General features: G+C 71.2%; 23 protein-coding genes. 13 read left to right on the top strand and 10 right to left on the bottom strand.

Annotation, left to right across the window (positions count from 1 at the left end):
* Nucleotides 1-31 precede the first annotated feature (31 nt).
* Nucleotides 32-796 (top strand): DUF4230 domain-containing protein, encoded by a 765-nt coding sequence (locus tag TPA0908_RS29075; protein ID WP_281943401.1) that lies wholly within the window; start codon nt 32-34, stop codon nt 794-796.
* Nucleotides 797-847: 51 nt separating this feature from the next.
* Here the strand turns inward: TPA0908_RS29075 and TPA0908_RS29070 are convergent, their stop codons facing one another.
* A complete protein-coding gene (locus tag TPA0908_RS29070) occupies nt 848-1051 on the bottom strand; it encodes a PspC domain-containing protein (protein ID WP_281943400.1) in 204 nt (67 codons plus the stop codon).
* A 400-nt stretch (nt 1052-1451) separates the two neighbouring features.
* On the opposite strand from TPA0908_RS29070, the gene TPA0908_RS29065 reads away from it, so the two are divergent.
* Nucleotides 1452-2822, top strand: coding sequence for an L-serine ammonia-lyase (locus tag TPA0908_RS29065; RefSeq protein WP_281943399.1), 1371 nt, complete (start codon nt 1452-1454; stop codon nt 2820-2822).
* Nucleotides 2823-2832: 10 nt separating this feature from the next.
* On the opposite strand, the gene tnpB is transcribed toward TPA0908_RS29065, so the two are convergent.
* Nucleotides 2833-4212 carry an IS607 family element RNA-guided endonuclease TnpB gene (tnpB, locus tag TPA0908_RS29060; protein ID WP_281943397.1) on the bottom strand — a complete coding sequence of 460 codons (1380 nt, stop codon included), beginning with the start codon at nt 4210-4212 and terminating at the stop codon, nt 2833-2835.
* Nucleotides 4209-4787 (bottom strand): IS607 family transposase, encoded by a 579-nt coding sequence (locus TPA0908_RS29055; protein WP_281943395.1) that lies wholly within the window; start codon nt 4785-4787, stop codon nt 4209-4211. Before TPA0908_RS29055 ends, tnpB begins: the two co-directional genes overlap by 4 nt.
* A 126-nt stretch (nt 4788-4913) precedes the next feature.
* Here TPA0908_RS29055 and TPA0908_RS29050 point away from each other — a divergent pair, with 126 nt between their 5' ends.
* The 5 genes from TPA0908_RS29050 (at nt 4914) to TPA0908_RS29030 (ending at nt 12067) form a co-directional block, all read left to right on the top strand.
* Nucleotides 4914-5741 (top strand): ABC transporter permease, encoded by an 828-nt coding sequence (locus TPA0908_RS29050; RefSeq protein WP_281943393.1) that lies wholly within the window; start codon nt 4914-4916, stop codon nt 5739-5741.
* Nucleotides 5742-6485 (top strand): ABC transporter ATP-binding protein, encoded by a 744-nt coding sequence (locus TPA0908_RS29045; RefSeq protein ID WP_281943391.1) that lies wholly within the window; start codon nt 5742-5744, stop codon nt 6483-6485. It begins immediately after the preceding gene.
* The gene (locus TPA0908_RS29040) at nt 6482-8446 is read left to right on the top strand and encodes a DUF5941 domain-containing protein (protein WP_374709270.1); all 1965 of its coding nucleotides are present in this window, start codon (nt 6482-6484) and stop codon (nt 8444-8446) included. The genes TPA0908_RS29045 and TPA0908_RS29040 overlap by 4 nt, the downstream gene beginning before the upstream one ends.
* A 16-nt stretch (nt 8447-8462) precedes the next feature.
* On the top strand, nt 8463-10652 hold the full coding sequence (locus tag TPA0908_RS29035; protein WP_281943389.1) for a bifunctional glycosyltransferase/CDP-glycerol:glycerophosphate glycerophosphotransferase: 2190 nt from the start codon (nt 8463-8465) through the stop codon (nt 10650-10652).
* 104 nt (nt 10653-10756) lie between these two features.
* Nucleotides 10757-12067: an ABC transporter ATP-binding protein gene (locus tag TPA0908_RS29030; protein ID WP_281943387.1), complete on the top strand. Its 1311-nt coding sequence runs from the start codon at nt 10757-10759 to the stop codon at nt 12065-12067.
* A 74-nt stretch (nt 12068-12141) separates the two neighbouring features.
* On the opposite strand, the gene TPA0908_RS29025 is transcribed toward TPA0908_RS29030, so the two are convergent.
* Together TPA0908_RS29025 and TPA0908_RS29020 are read right to left on the bottom strand one after the other, a co-directional pair.
* Nucleotides 12142-12612 (bottom strand): MarR family winged helix-turn-helix transcriptional regulator, encoded by a 471-nt coding sequence (locus TPA0908_RS29025; RefSeq protein ID WP_281943386.1) that lies wholly within the window; start codon nt 12610-12612, stop codon nt 12142-12144.
* Between the two features lie 41 nt (nt 12613-12653).
* On the bottom strand, nt 12654-12926 hold the full coding sequence (locus TPA0908_RS29020) for a hypothetical protein (RefSeq protein ID WP_281943384.1): 273 nt from the start codon (nt 12924-12926) through the stop codon (nt 12654-12656).
* Between the two features lie 155 nt (nt 12927-13081).
* Between TPA0908_RS29020 and TPA0908_RS29015 the strand changes: the two genes are divergently transcribed.
* Nucleotides 13082-13882, top strand: a complete 801-nt coding sequence (locus tag TPA0908_RS29015) for a helix-turn-helix domain-containing protein (RefSeq protein ID WP_281943383.1) — start codon at nt 13082-13084, stop codon at nt 13880-13882.
* Nucleotides 13873-14061: a DUF397 domain-containing protein gene (locus tag TPA0908_RS29010; RefSeq protein WP_281943381.1), complete on the top strand. Its 189-nt coding sequence runs from the start codon at nt 13873-13875 to the stop codon at nt 14059-14061. The genes TPA0908_RS29015 and TPA0908_RS29010 overlap by 10 nt, the downstream gene beginning before the upstream one ends.
* Nucleotides 14062-14147: 86 nt before the next feature.
* Here the strand turns inward: TPA0908_RS29010 and TPA0908_RS29005 are convergent, their stop codons facing one another.
* The 3 genes from TPA0908_RS29005 to TPA0908_RS28995 form a co-directional block, all read right to left on the bottom strand.
* Entirely contained in the window at nt 14148-15317 is a 1170-nt protein-coding gene (locus TPA0908_RS29005; RefSeq protein WP_281943379.1) for a Fic family protein, read from the bottom strand.
* A gap of 91 nt (nt 15318-15408) precedes the next feature.
* The gene (locus TPA0908_RS29000; RefSeq protein ID WP_281943377.1) at nt 15409-15948 is read right to left on the bottom strand and encodes an AAA family ATPase; all 540 of its coding nucleotides are present in this window, start codon (nt 15946-15948) and stop codon (nt 15409-15411) included.
* Nucleotides 15949-15963: 15 nt separating this feature from the next.
* A complete protein-coding gene (locus TPA0908_RS28995) occupies nt 15964-16488 on the bottom strand; it encodes a hypothetical protein (RefSeq protein ID WP_281943376.1) in 525 nt (174 codons plus the stop codon).
* 109 nt (nt 16489-16597) lie between these two features.
* Here TPA0908_RS28995 and TPA0908_RS28990 point away from each other — a divergent pair, with 109 nt between their 5' ends.
* From TPA0908_RS28990 to TPA0908_RS28975, 4 genes are read left to right on the top strand one after another with little or no spacing between them, the layout of a single operon-like run.
* Nucleotides 16598-17002 carry a GntR family transcriptional regulator gene (locus TPA0908_RS28990; protein WP_281943375.1) on the top strand — a complete coding sequence of 135 codons (405 nt, stop codon included), beginning with the start codon at nt 16598-16600 and terminating at the stop codon, nt 17000-17002.
* Nucleotides 16999-17907, top strand: a complete 909-nt coding sequence (locus tag TPA0908_RS28985) for an ABC transporter ATP-binding protein (protein ID WP_281943373.1) — start codon at nt 16999-17001, stop codon at nt 17905-17907. The genes TPA0908_RS28990 and TPA0908_RS28985 overlap by 4 nt, the downstream gene beginning before the upstream one ends.
* Nucleotides 17904-18968: an ABC transporter permease gene (locus TPA0908_RS28980; RefSeq protein WP_281943372.1), complete on the top strand. Its 1065-nt coding sequence runs from the start codon at nt 17904-17906 to the stop codon at nt 18966-18968. Before TPA0908_RS28985 ends, TPA0908_RS28980 begins: the two co-directional genes overlap by 4 nt.
* A 53-nt stretch (nt 18969-19021) precedes the next feature.
* Nucleotides 19022-19489: a DUF4442 domain-containing protein gene (locus TPA0908_RS28975; protein ID WP_281943370.1), complete on the top strand. Its 468-nt coding sequence runs from the start codon at nt 19022-19024 to the stop codon at nt 19487-19489.
* A 117-nt stretch (nt 19490-19606) separates the two neighbouring features.
* Here TPA0908_RS28975 and TPA0908_RS28970 read toward each other — a convergent pair whose 3' ends face one another.
* Nucleotides 19607-21235 carry a protein kinase domain-containing protein gene (locus TPA0908_RS28970; protein WP_281943368.1) on the bottom strand — a complete coding sequence of 543 codons (1629 nt, stop codon included), beginning with the start codon at nt 21233-21235 and terminating at the stop codon, nt 19607-19609.
* Nucleotides 21228-21611, bottom strand: coding sequence for a hypothetical protein (locus TPA0908_RS28965; RefSeq protein WP_281943366.1), 384 nt, complete (start codon nt 21609-21611; stop codon nt 21228-21230). Before TPA0908_RS28965 ends, TPA0908_RS28970 begins: the two co-directional genes overlap by 8 nt.
* Nucleotides 21612-21767: the final 156 nt, after the last annotated feature.

Raw genomic sequence — 21767 nt, 5'->3', positions numbered from 1 at the left:
GTCGATGTGTCGGACGAGGACGGTGAGGGCGATGGCCCGCGACGGTGACACCCAGCAGCCCACCAGGGAGTTCCCGGAATACCCGACCAGTGAGTCCCTGCACGACCGGGCGGACGCCCCGCCCGAGCCCGGGCCGGGCGCCCGGTCCCCGGTCGGCGGGGCCGCGCGCGGGCTGCTCTGGGTGCTCGGTGCGGCGGCGCTGGCGGTGGTGGTGCTGCTCGGCGTGCAGGCGACCGGCCTACTGCCGGACTTCCGCAACCCGTTCGCCAAGGAGCAGACCGACCGCAGCCAGCCGCCGTTGCTCAAGTCGATCCGTGACCTGAGCCGTTACGTCGCGGCGGAAGGCAACTTCCAGGTGGTGGTCGACGTGCAGAAGGACCGGCGCAACGTGCCGGACTTCCTGCTCAACGAGCGCACGCTCTTCGTCGGGGCGGGCCGGGTCGAGGCGTACGTCGACTTCGCGAAGATCGCCGACGGGGCGGTGGTGGCCTCCGACGACGGCAAGTCCGTCGAGATCAAGCTGCCCGCGCCGCAGCTCGGCGAGACCGACCTGGACATGGACAAGAGCTACGTCTTCGCCGAGGAGCGCGGCCTGATCAACCGGCTCAACGACCTGGTGGCCGGTGACCCCAACCGGCAGCAGCAGGTTTACAAGCTGGCCGAGGACCGGATCACCGCGGCGGCCCGGGACAGCGGGCTCGCCGCCCGGGCGCAGGAGAACACCCGCAAGATGCTGGAGGGGCTGCTGCGCTCCCTCGGCTACGAGAAGGTGACCGTCACCTACACGGCCCCCTGACCTCGCACGACGCGCCCGCCCTCCCGGGGCGGGCGCGTCGTCGTGTGCGGGTCAGCGGGTGGCGAGGTAGCGATCCTCGTTCGGCATCAGCACCCACAGGATCAGATAGACGATCACCTGGGTGCCGGGCAGCAGCAGGGACAGCAGGAACAGCAGCCGGACCATGCCGGCCGACATGCCGAACCGCCGCCCAAGGCCGGCGCAGACACCGGCGATCATGCGCCCCTCGCGGGGCCGGACCAGTTTGCGACTCATCGTCGTCTCCCACTTCTGCGGCGATCCGCCGCGCTGATTCCACGCTAGGTCTCCGGTGCGCGTCGGCCCTCGGCCCCGAGGAGGATCGGCGACCCGGGCACCCGTAGGTACTTACCCCCGCCGCCCCCTCCCGACGCGCGCACCGCCTCGTCCTCCGCGATCTTGCAGTTGCGGCCCGCCTCGTGCCCCGTATGCCGGTTTCGCCGGGGCGACAACTGCAAGATCAACGAGGGGGTCGGGGGCGTGGGGGCGGGTGGGGGCGGGTATTGGGGTGGGGCGGGTAGGGTCGTCGGTCGGGCGCCTCCACCCTTGGCGCCGGTCGCTCACCCCGGGACGGGGGGCGCGGCATCGCACCGGTTCGGAACCGCACAACGGGGACGACGGCGAGGAAAGCGCAGCCATGATCAGTGTTTTCGACCTCTTCAGCGTCGGTATCGGGCCGTCCAGCTCGCACACCGTCGGGCCGATGCGGGCCGCCCGGACGTTCGTGGGCGGCCTGAAGGCCGACGGGCTGCTCGCCGACGTGGCCCGGGTGCAGGCGGAGCTGTTCGGCTCGCTCGGCGCCACCGGCCACGGCCACGGCAGCGACCGGGCGGTGCTGCTCGGGCTGGAGGGCGAGGCCCCGGAGTCGGTCGACACCGACACCGTGGGCGAGCGGATCACGCGGATCCGGGACGCGCGGCGGCTGCGCCTGCTGGGCAGCCAGGAGGTCGACTTCGACCCGGACCGGGACCTGGTGCTGCACCGCCGGCGCTCGCTGCCGTACCACCCGAACGGAATGACGTTCGCGGCGTACGACGCGGCCGGGCGCGAGGTGCGGACGCGCACCTACTACTCGGTGGGCGGCGGGTTCGTGGTGGACGAGGCGGCGGCCGGGGCGGACCGGATCAAGCCGGACACCACCCGGGTGCGTCACCCGTTCCTCACCGGGGCGGAACTGCTCGACGTCACCACCCGGACCGGCCTGTCGATCAGCGAGGTGATGCTCGCCAACGAGCTGTCCTGGCGCAGCGAGGCGGACGTCCGCGCCGGGCTGCTGGACATCTGGCGGGTGATGCGGGAGTGCGTGGAGAGCGGCTGCACCCGCGACGGCGTACTCCCGGGTGGGTTGAAGGTCCGTCGCCGCGCCGCCGAGCTGCGGCGCGGCCTGGAGGCGGAGACCGGCGCGGACGACCCGCTGCGCGCGATGGACTGGGTGACGTTGTTCGCGCTGGCGGTCAACGAGGAGAACGCAGCCGGCGGGCGGGTGGTGACCGCGCCGACGAACGGCGCCGCCGGGATCATCCCGGCCGTGCTGCACTACTACACCCGCTTCGTGCCGGGCGCCTCCGACGAGGGCGTGGTCCGGTTCCTGCTGGCGGCCGGCGCGATCGGCGTGCTGTTCAAGGAGAACGCCTCGATCTCCGGCGCGGAGGTGGGCTGCCAGGGCGAGGTCGGGTCGGCGTGCTCGATGGCGGCGGCCGGGCTGGCCGAGGCGCTGGGCGGCACGCCGGAGCAGGTGGAGAACGCCGCCGAGATCGGCATGGAGCACAACCTGGGGTTGACCTGCGACCCGGTGGGCGGGCTGGTGCAGATCCCGTGCATCGAGCGCAACGCGGTGGCCAGCATCAAGGCGATCACCGCGGCCCGGCTGGCGCTGCGCGGCGACGGCGTGCACCACGTGTCCCTGGACAAGGTCATCAAGACCATGCGGGAGACCGGCGCGGACATGAAGGTCAAGTACAAGGAGACGGCGCGGGGCGGGCTCGCGGTGAACGTGATCGAGTGCTGACCGTTACCTCTCAGTGCGCTTTGGTGAGCGCGCGTTTGGTAGTCCCGCCTTGCGGTGGGACGGTCCCGGTCTTGCCCGCTTTGGCGGTGCCGGGTTGACGCTTCGCAGCCACCCGCCCCGCGAGCGGGGTCTTACGGTCGGCTCCACGTCCAGCCACCGGGCCACTCCCGGCGGTGTCGTACTCAGTCGCGAGCGCGGCCAGGTTGAGCGAGGCGTTGTGGTCGCGGTCGAGGACCAGGCCGCACGCCTCGCATTGGTATTCACGCTCGGATAGGGCCAGCTTGGTTTTCACCGCGCCGCAACCCGAGCAGGTCTTGGATGACGGGTACCAGCGGTCGGCGACGAGTAGCCGGCCGCCGTTCCAACTGGTTTTGTAGGCCAGTTGCCGGCGGATCTCGGCGAACCCGGCGTCGGCGATGTGCTGAGCCAACCGGCGGTTGCGGAGCATCCCGGTGACGTTGAGGTCTTCCACCACCACCGTGCCGTACGTCGAGGCGAGTCGGGTGGTGAGCTTGTGTAGCCCGTCGCGGCGCAGGTTCGCCACCTGGACGTGAGCGCGGCCGAGCCGAGCCGCGGCCCGCTGCCACCGGCTCGACGGGCGCTGTCCGGTGCGCCGGTCCGGTCCGGTCTTACGCGCCGCCGCCCGGCCGAGCTGCCGGAGGCGGCGTTGCGCGTTGCCGAGGTGACGCGGGTTCGGGACCAGCTCGCCAGTCGAGAGCACCGCGAGGTGCTTCACGCCGATGTCCACGCCGACGACCGAGCCCGCCCTGCGCGGTCGGCGGTCGGCGCGTTCCACCTCGACGCAGAAGGAGACGTGCCATCGGCCGCCGTCACGCCGCACGGCGGCGGACATGATCCGGGCGGTGCCGTTGTCGAGGCGGCGGGCGAGTTTCCGGGCGGACTCGTGCAGCTTCAACCGGCCCAGCCGGGGCAGTGCCACATGCATGCGGTCAGGCTCGACGCGGATCGTCCCGGTGGTGAACCGCACCGACGGGACGGTGCGGCGGCGGGACTTGAACCGGGGAAACCCGACCGGCCGTCCGGCCCGCTTCCCCGAGCGGGAGTCGCTCCAGTTCTTCAACGCGCGGGAGAGGGCGTCGAGGCCAGTGTTGTACGCCTCTTTGGAGCATTCCGCCCACCACGGCGCCACATCCTGCTTCGCCGCGTTCCACGCCCGGCGCAGCGCCGGCAGCGTCCACGACATTGCCGGAGTCAGCATCTCGCCGGAGACGCCGTAGGTGCGCTCTGCTGCGCGCTGCTCGATGACGGCCTTGACGCGGGCGAGTGCCCAGTTGTGGGCGACCCTTGCGGCTCCGGTGTGGGCGAGCACGGCCCGCTCCTGCATAGGGGTGAGGTCAAGGGCGAAGCGGTACGCCTGGATCGTCTTCACGTCGGCTCTTCCGTCGCCGCCTCAACGGCGCGGCGGGCGCGGTCCGCTGCGGCACGGCGGCCGTACAGACGGGCGCACAACGACGTCAGGGTCTCGGTGACATCGCGGACGAGGTCGTCGTCCACCTCGGCCGGGTCGACCACCAGCAACCGGCGCCCCTGAGCGGCAAGCGCCGCTTCGACGTACTCTGCGCCGAAGCGGACGAACCGGTCGCGGTGCTCGACCACGATGGTCGCCACCTCCGGGTCGCGCAGCAGGGCGAGGAACTTCTTGCGGTGCCCGTTGAGCGCGGACCCCACCTCGGTTACCACCCTGTCCACGGGCAGACGCTGGGAGGTGGCCCATGTGGCGACCCGGGCGATCTGCCGGTCGAGGTCGGGTTTCTGATCTGCGGATGACACACACGCATACACCACGACCTGCCCGCTAGTCACCGTGGTCGGGGTCAGGGGTTCACCGACCATGATAAGCCGGCCGAGTCGGTACGTAGGAACGGGCAGCGTCCCAGACTCGTACCGCCGCCGTGCGGTCGCATACGAGATACCGGTGGCCGCTGCCCATTCCTTCAAGTTCACGGTGAACACCTTAGCGTGCTAATGAGCACTATTGACGATTGCCCTGCCATCGGCAATCCCCCCCCCGTTGGGGTGATCCGGCGGGGACGGCCGCCATACCAGCGGGAAGAGGGCGACGATGGTGCGGTGACGTCCGGCGTCGCGGCGCTCTGGTCCGCCCGCACCTCGCTGCGCATCCTGGTCCGGCGGGATCTCGCGGTGAAGTACCAGCAGTCGGTGCTCGGCTACCTCTGGTCGCTCATCGAGCCGCTCGGCATGGGGCTGATCTACTGGTTCGTCTTCGGCGTGCTCTATTCCGGCGCGACCCGGCGGCACCTGGGCGAGGCGGCCGGCTCGTACCCGCTGTTCCTGATCACCGGGATCTTCGCCTGGATGTGGGCCAGTTCGGCGCTGACCGAGGCGGCCGGCGCGCTGACCGGGCAGGCCCGGCTGATCACCACGATGAACCTGCCCCGGCCGATCTTCCCGATCGGCCGGGTCGCCGGTCGCTTCGCCGAGTACCTGGCCGGCCTGCCGATCCTGGTCGCCATCGCGGCGCTCTACGCCGCCCACGGGAAGATCCACCCCGGGTGGAGCCTGCTCGCCCTGCCGCTGGCGGTGGCCGTGCAGTTCGTGCTGCTGGTGGGCCTGGCGCTGCTGCTGTCGGCGGGCAACGTGCTGATGCGCGACATCGAGCGGACCATGCGGCTGGTCATCCGGCTGCTGTTCTACGCCACCCCGATCATCTATCCGTTCAACCTGGTCCGGGACTCCGGCATGCCGGGCTGGCTGAAGCTCGCGTACGAGGTGAACCCGCTGGTCGGGATCTTCCAGTTGCACCACGCGGTCTGGTACCCGGACGAGTTCCCGGACGCCCGGCTGCTCACCGTGACGGTGGCGGGCAGCGTGCTGGTGCTGGTGTTCGGCTGGTGGGCGTTCCGCCGCCTGGAACCGGCCGTGCTGAAGGAACTCTGAGTGCCGCCGATCATCGAGGCGGACGGGCTGGGCATCCGGTTCGTGCGGAACCGGCGCCGGCAGTTGCGGCTGCGCGAGCTGATCGTGCACCGGGGCGCGCGGGACCCGGACGCCGGCCGGTTCTGGCCGCTGCGGGACCTGTCGTTCCGGATCGAGCCGGGCGAGACGGTCGGGGTGGTGGGGCGCAACGGCACCGGCAAGAGCACGCTGCTGCGGTTGATCGCCGGGGTGCTCATCCCGGACGAGGGCACGATCTCGGTGCACGGCCGGGTGGCGCCGCTGCTGGAGTTGTCCGCCGGGTTCTCCGGCGACCTGACCGGCCGGGAGAACCTGTACCTGGTGGGCGGGCTGCACGGACTCTCCCCGGCGTACCTGCGGCGGCACTTCGACGAGATCGTCTCGTTCGCGGGTGAGCAGGTGGAACGCGCCATCGACACGTCGGTGCGGCACTACTCGTCGGGGATGAAGGTGCGGTTGGGCTTCGCGGTGATCGCGCACCTGCCGCACCCGGTGTTGTTGGTGGACGAGGTGACCGCGGTCGGGGACGCGGAGTTCCGCGCGAAGTGCTATGCGACCATCGAGCGACTTCTCGCGGAAGGACGCACGTTGGTGCTGGTGTCACACAACGACAAGGACCTCACCCGGTTCTGCCGTCGGGGGCTCTACCTCGACGCCGGACGGCTGGTCGTCGACGGGACGATCGACGAGGCGCTGGCGGCCTACGCCGACGCGGCGCAGCGGTGACGCTCGCGATCGTGCTCGCCGCCGGGCCGGCGGCGGGCGGAGCCACCGAGGGCGCGGAGCCGCCGGCCGACCGGCTGGCCGCGCAGTGGCGGCGGGCCGGGGCGGAGCAGGTGCGGGTGGCCGCCGACCTGGGCGAGTTGGCCGACCTGGTGACCGGCGCGACCGGCCCGGTGCTGGTCAGCGGCGTCGATCTGGTGGCGCACACGGCCGTACTCCGGCATCTCGCGACCAGCCCGGTCGGGCCGACGGTGGCGTTGGTGCTCACCGACCCGCCGGCCGCCGGGCAGGCGGTGGTGCGCGAGGAGCGCGGCCAGGTGGTCGCGGTCGGTGACGCGGCGGACGCGACGGGCGTGTTCGGCGGCGCGCTGCGGGTCGGCGCGGCCGACCTGCCGGCGCTCGTCGACGCGGCCCGCGCGGCGTCCGCGACCGATCCGGCCGCGCCCGCGGCGTCCGGCGTCGAGCCGGGCGGGCCGCTCGCCGCGGTGGACCGGCTGGTGGCCGGGCTCGCCGCCCGGGGCACCCTGATCTTCGCCCACCGGGTACGCCTGCTCGTGGCGCACCGGGTCGGCGACGCGGCCGGACGGGCGGCGGCCGAGGCGGAGGTGGCGGCCGTCGACGAGGACCGGGCCGAGCTGAAGCTGTCGGTGAAGGAGCGGGACGACTTCTTCACCACGTTCTTCGTCAGCACCTGGTCGCCGTACGTGACGAAGGCGGCGGCCCGGATCGGGATCGGCCCGACCGGCGTCACCATGGTCTCGGTGGCGTTCGCGGTGGCCGCGGCGGTGCTGTTCGGCGTCGGTGGCCGGCCCGCGCTGGTGGCCGGCGCGGTCCTGCTCTACCTGGGGTTCGTGCTGGACTGCGTGGACGGGCAGTTGGCCCGCTACACCCGGCACTTCAGCGCCTGGGGCGGCTGGCTGGACACGATGGCCGACCGGTTCAAGGAGTACGTGGTCTACGCCGGTCTCGGTTTCGGCGCCACGCACGCCGGGTTCCGCTACGGCTGGGCGCTGGCCCTGGCCGCGATGACGTTGCAGACCGTGCGGCACATGACCGACACCTGGTACGGCGCGCTGCACGACGAGGCGGCCCGGCGGCCGAAGGTGGTGACCGGGGAGGCGGGCGGCATCGGCGGGAAGCTGAACGCCGCGTCGACGAGGGTGCAGGCGGACACCGGCTCGGTGTCGTACTGGCTGAAGCGGACCGTGGTGTTCCCGATCGGGGAGCGGTGGGCGCTGATCGCGCTGGCCGCCGCGCTGTTCGGGCCGCTGGTGGCGCTCTGCGCGGTGCTGGTCTGGGGCACGTTGGCGTTCGCGTACACCGGGGCGTTGCGGACGCTGCGGGCGCGGTGGATGCGGGTGCCGGTGCTGACCACTGTCGACACCGGCCTGCACCGCGACGACGGCCCGCTGGTGCGGACGCTGCCTCCGGCGCGGGGGCCGCTGCTGCTGGCGGTGCTCGGCGCGCTCGGCGCGGCCGGGATGCTGGTGTGGGCGTTGCGCACGGTGCACGGCGGGGGAGACCTGCCGATCTGGGCGCCGGTCCTCGCGCTGGTGCTGCTGCTGGGCGCGGCGCAGGGCGCGCGGACGCCGCACGCCGGGGCGCTGGACTGGCTGGTGCCGGCCGCGTTGCGGGCCGCCGAGTACCTGTTCGCCATCGCGGTCGGCGTGGCCGGGCGCGCACCGGCCTGGTTGATCTTCGGGTACGTCCTGGTGCTCACGCTGCACCACTACGACCTGACCGCCCGGCTGGAGAAGCGGCAGTCGGCCCCGCCGCTGCACGTCGCCACGCTGGGCTGGGAGGGGCGCTCGGCGGTGCTGGCAATCGCGCTGATCGCCGGAATTGCGAGTATCGCTCTAGCTACACTCGGTGCGTACCTTTTGGTGATTTTCGTCGTGAGCGTGGTCCTCGCCTGGGTGGTCCTGCCGGCCCGCGCCCGTGGGGGTGTGCGCTCGCCGGGCTGACGGAGGGCGGGCCGGCATGACCCTGATCAGTTTCGTCGTGCCGGCCTACCGGGTGCAGGGCTACCTGCGGGAGTGCCTCGACTCGATCCTCGACCAGCCGTTCGGTGACCTTGAGGTGATCGGGGTGGACGACGCCTCCCCGGACGCCAGCGGCGAGATCCTGGCCGAGTACGCGGCCCGCGACCCTCGGGTCCACCCGGTGCGGCTCGCCGACAACGTCGGGCTCGGTCCGGCCCGCAACACCGGGCTGGACCGGGCCGCCGGCGAGTACGTGTGGTTCGTCGACGGGGACGACTGGCTGGTGGCCGGCTGCCTGCCGCACGTCGCCGACCGGCTCCGCGACACCCGCCCGGACGTGCTGGTCGTGGACCACGTCCGGGCGCACTGGAACTTCGTCGGCACGCGCAGCGCCATGCGGGACGTCTTCCCCGAGTCGCCGGGCCCGGCCACGTTCACGCTGCGGGACCGGCCGGAGACGCTGCGGCTGCTGCACACCGCCTGGAACCGGCTGGTCCGCCGCGAGTTCCTGGTCGAGCGCGGGCTGCGCTTCGCGCCCGGCTGGTACGAGGACGTCTCGTTCAGCTATCCCGCGCTGATGGCCGCCGACCGGATCGGCGTACTGGACCGGGTCTGCCTCAACTACCGGCAGCGCCGCACCGGCGCGATCACCCGGACCCGGGGTGACCGGCACTTCGAGGTGTTCGCCCAGTGGCACCGCGTGTTCCGGCTGATGGACCGGTGGGCGCCGGCGGTGGACGAGCTGCGGCCGGCGGTCTTCGAGCGGATGATCTGGCACTACCTGACCGTGCTCGGGCACGGGGAGCGGATCGCGCCGGAGCTGCGGGCGCCGTTCTTCGCCCAGATGCACGAGGACTACAGGCGCTTCCGGCCGCCGGAGGGCTACCCGGTGCCGCCCGGCGTGGAGGGGCTGAAACACCGGCTGGTGGCGGCCGGCCGGTGGCGGACGTTCAGCGCGCTGCGCGGGGCCCACCAGGCCGGGGAGACCGCCCGGCGGACGGCCGACCGGGCCCGGCGGCGGGTGACGCCGGTGGTGCGGCGGACCGCCCGGCGGGCCCGCGACACCGCGCTGCACGAGTACTACCGGGCCGAGCTGCGCCGCCCGATCGACCCGACGCTTGCCGTCTACGCGGCCTACTGGTACCGGGGGTACGCGTGCAACCCGGCCGCCGTCTACGAGGCCGCCCGCCGGCTCGCCCCGCAGGTACGCGGCGTCTGGATCGTCCGGCGGGACCGGGTGGCCACGCTGCCGCCGGGCGTGGAGTACGTGGTCGCCGGCACCCCGGAGTACCACCGGGTGCTGGCCCGCGCCCACTGGCTGGTCAACAACGTCAACTTCCCGGACTTCGTCCGTAAGCGTCCCGGCTCCGTGCACGTGCAGACCCATCACGGCACGCCGGTGAAGGTGATGGGTCTGGACCAGCAGCGCTACCCGGTGGGTGCGATGGGCATGGACTTCGCCGGCCTGCTGCGTCGGGTGGACCGCTGGGACTACAGCGTCACCGCGAACGCCTTCTCCACCCAGATGTGGGAGCGGGCGTACCCGGCCGACCACACCACGCTGGAGGTCGGCTACCCGCGCAACGACCGGCTGGCCCGGGCCACCGCCGACGAGTGCCGTCAGGTCCGCGCCGCGCTGGGCATCGGTGCGGACGAGTACGTGGTGCTCTACGCGCCGACGCACCGCGAGCACCTGCCCGGCTGGCGTCCGCCCTTCGACCCGGACCGGATGCGGGACGTGCTCGGCCCGGCCGGGCGGTTGCTGATGCGCAGCCACTACTTCCACGACCGGGAGCGACGGCCGCGTGGGCCGGCCGCCGGCGGGGTGCTGGACGTCAGCGAACACGAGCGGGTGGAGGATCTCTACCTGGCCGCCGACGTGCTGGTCACCGACTATTCGTCGGCGATGTTCGACTACGCCGTGCTGGACCGGCCGATCGTGGTCTACGCGCCGGACTGGGACGCGTACCGGGTGGCCCGGGGCGTCTACTTCGACCTGCTGGCCGAGCCGCCGGGCGCGGTCGCGACGGACTTCCCCGGGCTGCTGGACGTCTTCCGCTCCGGCGCGGTGAACGGCGGGGCGGCCGAGCGGGCGCGGGCGGCGTTCCGGGCCCGGTTCTGCTCGCTGGAGGACGGGCACGCCGCGGATCGGGTGGTCCGGCGCGTGTTCCTCGGCAGATCCACGTAATAGGACTGTCACGAGCCGAACATGGCACGTTTACCCGATGTGCGAACTCGATGATCCTGGTCACAGTCATTCCCGGGTTCGGGCGAGCGACTGGGGAGGTGACGGTGACCACCGTCGCGCTCAAGGATGTCACCAAGGTGTTCCAGGACGGAACCATCGCGGTCGACAACATAAATCTGGACGTCAACGACGGCGAGTTCATGGTGCTGCTGGGCCCGTCGGGCTGCGGCAAGTCGACAGTGCTGCGGATGGTGGCCGGCCTGGAGGATCCGACCTCGGGCGCGGTCATGCTCGGTGGCGAGCTGGCCAACGACCTGCCGCCCCGGGACCGGAAGATCGCCATGGTCTTCCAGGACTTCGCGCTCTATCCGCACATGACCGTCGGTGACAACATCGGCTTCCCGCTGCGGCTCTCCGGCGTCGAGCCCGGGTCGCGCGGCGAGCGGATCCAGGACGTGGCGGGCGCGCTCGGCATCGGCGACGTGCTCGCGCGCAAGCCCAGCCAGCTCTCCGGCGGCCAGCGGCAGCGGGTGGCGATGGGCCGGGCGATCGTCCGGCGGCCCGGCCTGTTCCTGATGGACGAGCCACTGTCCAACCTGGACAGCGGGTTGCGCGCCGAGCTGCGGGCCGAGATCTCCGCGCTGACCCGGGAACTGGGCGTCACCACCATCTACGTCACCCACGACCAGGCCGAGGCGCTCACCATGGCCGACCGGGTGGCCATCATGCGCAAGGGCGTGCTCCAGGACGTCGGCACCCCCACCCAGGTGTACGGGCGACCGGCCACGCTCTACGTCGCCGCGTTCCTGGGCAGCCCGCGGATGAACCTGCTGGAGGCGTCCGTCTACGTCCACCTCGACCGGTACGTCACGCTGAGCCTCGGCGACCAGGCGCTCTACCTGCCCTGGGACGACATCCGCAGCCGCGCGGTGGCGCACTACCACGGCGAGCGGATCGTGGTCGGGCTGCGCGCCGAGGCGCTCACCCCGGTCGCCCCGGACACCCCCGGCGACGTGCTGCACGGCCGGATCCGCTACCTGGAGCACCACGGCCACGAGTCGCTGGCCTTCCTCGACATCGGCGCGACCGCGATCGTGGTCGACGAGATGGGCACCCCGGTCGAGCGGACCGCTCCCGGCCAGCGTGGCCTGCGCCGGTTCGGTCAGGTGGTGCAGCGGCTCACCGGCCGGTCCGCGGAGACCGCCCCGCCGGTGTCGGCGCCGAACGGCGGCGGCAACCGCACCAGCGTGCTGCCCGACCCGGGCCGGCACCACCGCCGCCCGGCGGAACTGGCGGTACGGCTGGCCCCGTACCCGCAGGTGTCGGCCGGGCATTCGCTGGCGGTGCAGGTGCGGATGGACGCGCTGCACTTCTTCGACGAGCGCGGCGACCGCATCGACATCGGCTGGCGCTGAAAGGAGGGGCACCCTGTTAACGCATTCTGCATAACAGGGGGCCCCGCTTAACGCGCCACTGCTCGGCGCGCGCCTCAGAGCGTGATCGAGCCGCCGGTGTTCCTGATCATTCGGTGGAGCACCTTCAGGGTGGTGACGTAGTCCGCGTCGTCGATGCCCTCGTGGATGCGGGCCCGGATCGCCGGCGCGTGCCGCTTGAGGTCGAGGCGGGCGGCCTCGCCGGCCTCGGTGATCGACAGCCGTCCGTCCTCGTCGCGGGCCAGCCAGCCGCGCTCCAGCAGCACCCGCGACTCGGCGTCCAGGTCGTCCTCGGCCCGCAGGTAGGAGCGCATCGCCTGCCGTAGCTCGGCGACGGTCAGTCCGCCACCCGGCGGCAGCAGGTCGTTCGGGGAGAGGTTGCGCAGCAGCCAGAACTGAGGCTGCGTGAAGCCGAGTTCGGTGTGCCGGGCGCGGGTGAAGGCGATGAGTGACTCGTAGGCCACGCCGGTCCAGTAGGCGGCGGGCTGGCCCGCCAGTTCGGCGTCGATCGACTGCGGCGTCGTCATGGGCCGAACGTAGAACGTCAACCCGGCTTCAGCTCAAGGGCTCACGCCTGACGTCCCCAGGCGACGAAGCGGGCGAACATGTCGGCGGGGTCCGGGGCGCCGGCCGGGTTCAGCCGGTAGAGGTCGCGGGTCGCCTCGTAGAACAGCCCGCACAGGTAGAGCGACAGGCTGACGTTGTTGTCCGCGTACTCGCTCTTGAGCAGCAGGCGGGCGGTCGGGCAGGGCCACTGCTGGCCGCACGCCCGGCAGCACCACACCGGACGCAGCGGTGTGTGCGGCGCGGCATGCCGGGGGTACGGGCGTTGGTTGGTCACGGGCGCTCCTGTCGGTAGCGGGTAACGGACGAGTTCGGCTCCGCTGCGTGACAGTGTCGTCACCGCGTCGCTAGGGTCGGAAGGCGTTCCACCCCCACCTTCCGGGCCGTCCGACCGGCCGTCTTCCGTGTGCAACCGTGTGCAGAGGTGTGCAGATGATCCGTATGGCGTTGTGGGAGCTGTTCGCCGGTGAGCTGCGCCGGCTCCGTTCCGAGGCCGGGCTGACGCAGGAGGCGTTGGGCGAGCGGGTGAGCTATTCGGCGTCGCTGGTGGCGGCCGTCGAGCAGTGCCGCCGCGCGCCGCGTGCCGAGTTCACCGAGCGCTGCGACGAGGTGCTCGACGCCGGTGGCCTGCTGGTCCGCATCCGGGCCGCGCTGGTGCAGGAGTCGCTGTTGCCGTGGTTCCGCGAGTGGGTGGGCATCGAGCAGGAGGCGACCGCGCTGCGCAATTACGAGCCGCTGGTCATCCCGGGCCTGTTGCAGACCGAGGAGTACGCCCGCGCGCTCTACGAGGGGGCCGCGCAGTTCGTCGGCGAGGCGCTGGAGCAGCAGGTGGCCGCGCGGCTGGCCCGGCAGGCGGTGCTGGATCAGCCCGCGCCGCCGCAGTTCGTGGCCGTGTTCGACCACTCGGTGCTGACCCGCCCGGTCGGCGGCCCGAAGGTGATGCGGGAGCAGTTGGCGCACCTGGTCGAGATGGGCCGCCGGACCCGGGTGCACCTGCACGTGGTGCCGGAGACGGTCGGCGCCCATCCGGGGCTCAACGGCGCGTTCGTGCTCGCCACCCCGGCCGACGGCGACGACGTGGGCTACCTCGACAACCAGATGCACGGCACAATCGTGGAACGGACGGCGGACGTGAACTCCCTGCGGCAGACCTGGGAGTCCGTCCGGGCGGAGGCGATGCCGCACGGGGCGACCCTGGCGGCGATCTCGGAGGCGGCGAACCGATGGAGCTGACCGGCGCGACCTGGCGCACGAGCACCCGCAGCAGCGGCAACGGCGGCAACTGCGTCGAGGTGGCGGACAATCTGCCCGGCGTGGTCGGGGTCCGCGACAGCAAGGACCGGCAGGGGCCGGCGCTGACGTTCACGCCGGCGAGCTGGGCGACGTTCGTGGCGTACGCCAAGCGCGCCTGACCAGCCCCCGCCACCGGCGCTTGCCTGTGACGGAGGGAGGGCCGTGACCGTTGACGCCGGCTCCGACATCGGCCCGGCCGCTCGCGCTACATAGGCTCAGTCGGTGTGGCGGTCTCGGTCGCGAGCACGACCGGCATGTCTGGGTAAGGATCCCTGATCGGCGCGCGGCCGACGCGGGCCCTCTCTCGCACCTCCGCCAGCGGGGGACCGGCGACGTAGTGCCTTCCTCGCCGTTCGCCGCGCGCTTCCAACAGACCCTGTTCGGCAAGGCTGGTCAGGTCGCGTGTCGCCGTCCGCTCCTCGACGTCGGCGAGCTTGACGTATCCGGAACGGCGGACGCGGTATCCCAGAACCGCCTCGTAGAGCAGGTCGGTGACTCGCTCGGGGAGCCGTCGCTCGGCCACGATCGAATCCAACTCCGACCAGATTCCGGACGCCTCCCGAAACCGGCGAGCCACGGTTTGTGCCTGCATGTGATGAGCACGCAGGTTGAACGCCACCCAGAGGTGTGCCGACCCCTCGGGATTCCAGCGCCCCCGGCCGGTGGCGGCCAGCACCCGGTAGTAGTCCTCGGTGTTGCTCCCCAACCACTCCTCAATGCTGGAGAACGCAGGCTCCACGATGGCCCGCCGCGACAGCACCAGTGTCTGGAGCGCGCGCGCCATCCGCCCGTTGCCATCGCGGAAAGGATGGATCATCACGAGGTTCAGGTGTGCCATCGCCGCCTTGACGAGCGGAGAGGTGGTGGCATCCGACCGCAGATCCTCGGCCAGCTCCTCCATGAGGTGCGGTACGTCGTCGAAGTCCGCGCCTTCGTACACCCGCCGGTCGGTTCGCTCGTCGTGGACGTAGATCGGCCCTTTGCGGTATTGCCCGGGGCTCTTCGCCAGGTCGTGCGAGAGCATCATGTAATGCATACTGCGGATCGTCGACGTCTCGAAGCGGAAGTACGGATCCCCGGCGGTTTGTAGCACGTAGCCCAAGGCCTGCCGATATCCTCGGATCTCTGCGAAGGTGCGATCGTCGGCGCTCAGTGGCTCCTCGCCGTCGAGTGCGGCGGCGGCGTCGTCCTCGGCGACGACGTAGCCTTCGATGCTGTTGGAGCCCAGAATCGCCCGGGCCAGCATGGTGCGCCGCAGCCCACCGGTCCAGCGGCGAGGGGTGCGTAGGACGTCCGCGAGCGTGTGTCGCATGTCGTGGATTTCGGCCAGGACGACCCGGTCGTAGTCGTCGAGTTCCGGCGTGGCGTAGATCATCTCATGTCCCATTGTCTCTTAATAAGAGACAAGGCTACCTCCAGGGGGGCTCATTGTCTCTTATTAAGAGACAATGAGCCGTCGCGTCGTGTCAGGAGATCGACTGCGGCCAGCGGTGGTTGCGCCACTCGTCCCAGCTCGCGAATCCGGCCGGTGGGGCGTCGACAGGTTCGCTGCCGTCGAGTTCGCCGGGTGTGGGGATCTCGATGGTGGCGGCCCACCCGGCGAGTTCCTCGTCGGTCATGGGCCACGTCGTGTGCGGCGCCTCGGCCTGCCGCTGATCGCGTCGCCGGCGCTGCTCGGCAGTAGTGAGTGCGAAGTAGCGCAGCTCCACCGTCGCGCCGAGGTCCGCCGCGGCCTGCCGCAGCGCGGAGCGCTCGTCCCGACTCCAGAGGCCGAAGTCGAGCACGACGTTGGTGCCGAGTTCGAGCGCGCGCAGGCCGATCTGGATGAGGCGTCCCTCGATCACCTCCTGGGCCGATGACGGGTTCTCGGGCCCGTAGAGCGCCTTCACCCACTCGTCCTTGGTGAGACGAAGCGCCTGCCGCTCCCGTTCGATGCGCCGAGCGGCGGTGGTCTTGCCGGTGCAGGGGAGCCCCACGGTCAGATACAGCGTCGGTCGCCTCGTCATCGCCACACTCAATGATCACGCCTGGCGGCGTAGTTCGCGGAGCACGCCGTGCCGGCGGAGCGCCCACGCGAGGCGCCGGGCGCTCGGATGTCGTACGAACAGCACGGCCGCCCGGCGGATCAGGCCGAACCGGTCGTCGCTCACCTGGCGGTCGATCGCCTGCCAGATCAGCTCCCGCACGTCGGCGCTGTCCAGCATCGTGCGCACCTCGCGACGTACCGCGGGGTCCTCGGTCGCCGACGTGATGGCGGTGGCGCGGGCCGGTCGGTCCGCGAGCGGTTGCACCGCCGCGGCGACCAGTGGCCGGCGGACCGTGTCGCGCTCCAGCAGCAGCAACACCGCCTCCCGGACCTCGGTCGTCGCCAGGCCGGACCGCAGCAGACGCAGCAGGCTCCGCTCGACCTCGCCGTCCCGGTCCGGGCCGGACAGCGCGGCCAGCAGCACTGTCACCTCGTCGAGGTCGACGAGGTGACGCAGCCCGTCGCGGAACTCCGGCAGCCCCCAGGCCACCGTCAGCCCTCGGGCGAGATCGCGGTTCATGCGCCACTGGCTACCCGGAGCCGGCAGCCGGTGAAACGCCGGAGGCGTCTTGCCATGCTGATTGACTGGTGTTCTACTGAACCATAACAATCGTGAAGGGGCTCACCAGGTGATCAACTTTCATGTCGACCGGTCCAGCAGCGTCCCCGCCTACGCCCAACTGGTGCGGCAGGTCCGCGAAGGGCTGCGGATCGGGACGCTGCAACCCGGGGACCAGCTCCCCACCGTGCGCAGCGTGGTGACCGCGTGCACGGTCAACCCGACCACCGTGCTCAAGGCCTACCGGGAGCTGGAGCTGTCCGGTCTGGTGGAGGCGCGGCAGGGGGCGGGCACCTTCGTCAGCGGGACGCTCGGCTCCACCGACCCCCATGTGATGGCCCGCCTGCGGAGCAGCCTCGCCCGGTGGCTCGGCCAGGCCCGGGAGGCCGGCCTGGAGGACGAGGACGTCCAGGCGCTGCTCGCCTCGGTGATCGTGGAGAACTCCACGCGCCAGAAGCGGGAGGGTGCCGCGTGAGCGGGCAACCCGTCGCCGTCGAGGCACATGGCCTGAGCCGGCGCTACGGCAGCGTGTGGGCGCTGCGCGAGTGCGCCTTCCAGTTGCCGGCGAATCGCATCGTCGCGCTGGTCGGCGCGAACGGCGCGGGCAAGTCGACGCTGCTGAGCATCATCGCCGGCACGCTGGCGGCCACCAGCGGCACGCTGCTGGTGCACGGCCGGCCGGTGACCCGGGGCGGTGCCACCGACGGCGGGAGCCGGGTCGCGATCCTGGCCCAGGACAAGCCGCTCTACCGCGACTTCACGGTGTCGGAGATGCTCCGCTTCGGCCGGTCGACGAACCGAGTGTGGGACCAGCAGCGCGCGCTGTCCTGGCTGCGGCGCTTCGACATCCCGCTGGACCGTCGCTGCGGCAGGCTCTCCGGCGGGCAGCGGGCCCAGGTCGCGCTGGCGGTCGCGCTGGGCTCCCGCCCGGCCGTGCTGCTGCTTGACGAACCGCTCGCCAACCTGGACCCGGTGGCCCGTACGGAGGTGACAGGCGAACTCATGGCGGAGGCCGCCGACGCCGACATGACGGTCGTGCTGTCGACCCACATCATCGCCGAACTGAGTGGCGTCGGTGACCACCTGCTGCTGCTCGACGAAGGCCGGCCGGTCCTCGCCGGCGACGTCGAGGAGTTGCTCGACAGCCACGTCCGGCTGACCGGCCCCCGGGCGGACCAGCCGCCCGGCCCGGGCGCGATCGTCCAGGCCCAGCACACCGAACGCCAGTCCACCTTCGTCGTCCGGCAGGCGGAGCCACCGACGGCGCACGCCGTCGTAGCCCCCGGCTGGACCGCCCAGCCCATCACCCTCGACGAGTTGATCCTGACCCATCTCAAGGCGTCGTCCAGGGCGTCGCACGAGCGGAAGGCAGCCGCATGAGCCTGGTCACCGACGTGTCCGCCCACCCGAACCGCCGGGACGACCTCGGGTACGCCGGGGGCGTACGCGGTCTGCTCTGGCTGACCTGGCGTCAGCACCGGTGGACCCTGATCGGCGCGCTGGTCCTGGCCGCGGCCCTGGTGGGTGGGATGACCTACCTCTCCGTGGAGCTGACGAGCCTGTGGCACCAGTGCCACGAGACGTTCTGCCCGGAGGGCTCCCCGCAGGGGCAGCGGCTCGCCGGGTCCTCGCCCCTGGTCCTGACCATGGCGGCCCTGTCCCGGCTGGTGCAGTGGATGCCGCTGTTGATCGGCGTGTTCGTCGGCGTTCCGGTGCTGACCCGGGAGCACGAGCAGCGCACCCTGCTGCTGGCCTGGAGCCAGGACGTCTCTCCGCAGCGGTGGCTGTGGAGCACGCTGGCGATGCTCGGCCTGTTCGTGGCCGCCGTGACCTCGGCCGTCGGCGGCGTCAGTGACCATCTGGAGCGGGCCCAGGCCCGGATCGCGCCGGTGAGCCTGTTCGAGTACGGGCCGTTCCTGAACACCGCGATGATGCCGGTCGTGATCAGCCTCTGCTGGTTCGTGCTCGGTGTCGCGCTCGGCGCCGCGCTCAGGCGCACGCTCCCCGCCGTGTTCGGCGCGATCGTGGGCTTCGTCGGCCTGACCTACCTCGTCCAGTGGCGCTATCCCACGCTGATGACGCCGTTGTCCGCGCACCGTCCCATCGGCGGGCCGAACCTCGACGTGCTGCGCGGCAACGCCCTGGTCGTCGACGGCGGCATGATCGACTACGGGATCGACGGGCCGTCCGGCGCGTACGAGGCCTCCGGACGCGAGCTGACCGGCGTCGAGCTGCAACGCATCTGCCCGCCGGACAACGGCAGCGGCCGGACGCTCACCTGCTTCACCGAGCACGGTCTGGAGCAGCACCTGCTCTACCAGCCGGGCAGCCGGATCCCCGACTTCCACCTGATCGTCGCGGGCGGCTACCTGGGGCTCGCCGTGGCGGCGCTGCTGACCGTCTGGTGGATCGTGCGCCGTACCGATCTCAGCGCGGGCTGAACCGGGCCGGGTTGCTGCTTGCCCGGAAAGTTACCGGCGAGTAGCGTTCGGGCATGACCATCGACTCTCGCCAGGTGGCGGCCGGTCTCCTCGCAGCGGTGCCGTTCGCCCGTACGCTCGGCATCGAGATCGTCGAGGTGGCGCCCGAGGCCGACGGCGGGGTCCGCGCCGTGGTCCGGCTCCCCGACGACCCGGCGCACCACAACCACGTGGGCGGCCCGCACGCCGGCGCCATGTTCACGCTCGGCGAGACCGCCTCCGGCGCGGTGGTGCTCGCCGCGTTCGGGCAGGTGCTCGACCGGGCCGTACCGCTGGCCGTGACCGCCACCATCGGCTACCGCAAGGTGGCGATGGGCCCGGTGCTGGCGACGGCGCGGCTCGCCCGCCCGCCCGCCGACGTGCTGGCCGAGCTGGCCGCCGGGCAGCGGCCCGAGTTCGACGTCGAGGTCGAGATCGGCACCGAGGACGGCACCGTCACCTCGGCGCTCACCGTGACCTGGACGCTGCGCCCGAACCGCTGACCCGCGAAGCGGGTTTGCCCGGGGAGCCGCCTGGATAGATTCAGGCAATGCTGGGCCTACCCGCGCACGTGTCCGCGTGTCTCTACGATCTGAACCGTTCTTCGAGCACGCCGTCCCTCACTCGTTGAACTTGTCCGACAGCAGGAAGTCGACGGCTTGTCTCATGTTCTCCCGGAAGCCGGACAGGTCGTCCAGCAGGTCATCCGGCAGGTCATCCTCCGGAGCAGCCGGCACGTCACCGTCGGGTTGCTCCGCCACAGCCTGTTCCGCCAGGTAGACAGTGCCGCGTGCGGCAAGATGAGTCGAGTGGACCTTGGCCGCCACGTGCGCGTACCGCAGCGCTTCACGCGGCCGGCCGAGTTCGATCAGCAAAAACACGATGTCGGTCAGATAAGCCAGGTTGAGCGATCGTAGGACCGCATTCTGCAACGCGAGGACGGCTAGTTCCGGGTTGCCTGCGGACTTGGCTGCAGCTGCCAGGTTGGCCCATGACGCGCTTGCCCTCGGATGAATACCCACGCTTTCGGCGAATAGCCGCAGCGCCTCCTTCAGGCGACCCGCATTGTATGCGGCACGCCCCTTTTCTCCGATGATCGAGGCTCTCCACACATCATCGTCTTTCTCCTGCCCGGCCAGCCACGCCAGGTGCTGCTCCGCCTCTTCTGAGCGTTTCAGATCGTTCAGCGCCCGCACCAGCAGGTATCGGACCAGCTCGTGGTTCTCGATCGCGGGCAGCCGCACGAGTGCTCGCTCGTACGCTGCGATGGCGTCGTCGGCGAGCCCTATGTTGACCATTCCGCGCATCGCCTCCAGGATGATGCCGAGATCCGGCTCGGCCGGTTCGGCTTCGGGCAGCGACAGCGACAGCGAGGCGGCCTGAGATCGGATGGTGTCGCTGATGTCGGTGAGATCCGGGCGGTCCTGCGGGCGCTTCGCCAGGCCGGCGTGGATCATGTCGACCAGCGCAGGGGGAACGTCCGGACGAAGTGTCGCGAGGGGAAGCGGCGTGCCGTGGAGATGCTGGAGCCGGTAGCTCGTGCGCCTGTCCGGCACACCGTAGGGTGGCACCCCGGCCAACACCTCGAAGAGGACGCAGGCAAGGGCGTAGACGTCGCTGGCGGGCACGGCCGGCCCGGTGAACTGCTCCGGCGCCATGTAGAGCGGGGTGCCGGCACCGGCGCCCTCGTCGGCGGCGGGCCTGCCGGAACCGCTTTCGCGAAGGATCGCCCGGGCCAGCCCGAGGTCGGTCACCTTGGCCGTGGAGTCCGCGTCGATCAGGATGTTCTCCGGTTTCAGGTCCGCGTGGACGAAGGCGGGTAGCTGGTTCCGGGCATAGTGCAGCGCCTGAGTCACGTCCCAGGCCAGGCGTAGCGTCCGCTCGACGCTGAGCCGGCTCGTGCGCAACGTCTGGCGCAACGACCCGGGCACGTATTCCATCACCAGCATGGGCGGCTCGTGCTGTGCCTGATGCGCCGAGATCGCAGTCACTATGTTGGGATGCTTTCCCAGTTGCAGCCACAGGAAGCACTCACGGAGGAAGTGGCTGGCGCCTTCCTCCGTGTTGCTGAGTTCGGGGCGGAGCCGTTTGACAGCGACGACACCGGCGGCGTGGAACTCGCTCCGGCAGAGATATACCAAGGACATCCCACCGGCGACGACGCGCACCGGAGTGAGGCCGGTCAGCCTTACCCGTGGGTTCCGGTCCGGTCGTTCCTCCGGTGACTCGGGCGGCGGCAGTTCAGTCATCACCGCTGCCGTCCGCCTCGGCCGCCACGGACCGACTGGGAGCGCTCTGGAAGGATTCGCCGTATTGCCAGCGTGCCAGGGCACGGTCTTCGGACTCGATCTGACGAGCGAGATTCAGCAGGCTTCCCCGTAACACCCGGGCAACGCTCTGGAGTTCGGCCACGCTGACGTCCCCCTCCTTGGCGCGCTGGACGATCAGGTCGGCGGCGCCGACGCCGGAGACCGCCGTGGCGAGCACCATCCGCAGGCGTTCTTGTTGGGCGGCGATCCGGACTTTCTCGTTCGCCGCTTTCCGCCGCTGCTCGATGTATTGCCACACGCCGAATGCGGCGGAGGCGATGCCGACAATCGCAGCCACTAGGCTGAGTGGATTCATCCCGCCACTCCCTGCTCCCGTGCTACTCGGTGCTGGCGTCAGAAGTCAATCTTCACGACCCTTGGCTCACCGTTTGAATGTCGCCAACGCGACAGATATTCAAGGGCGGGGGTCCATGAGGCTGTTGATCACGCGGCACGGGTTGCCGACGAGCAG

This window comes from Micromonospora sp. AKA38, from assembly GCF_027925725.1.
In the GTDB taxonomy this organism is placed as follows: Bacteria; Actinomycetota; Actinomycetes; order Mycobacteriales; family Micromonosporaceae; genus Micromonospora.
This window is presented reverse-complemented; position numbering and strand designations above follow the sequence as displayed.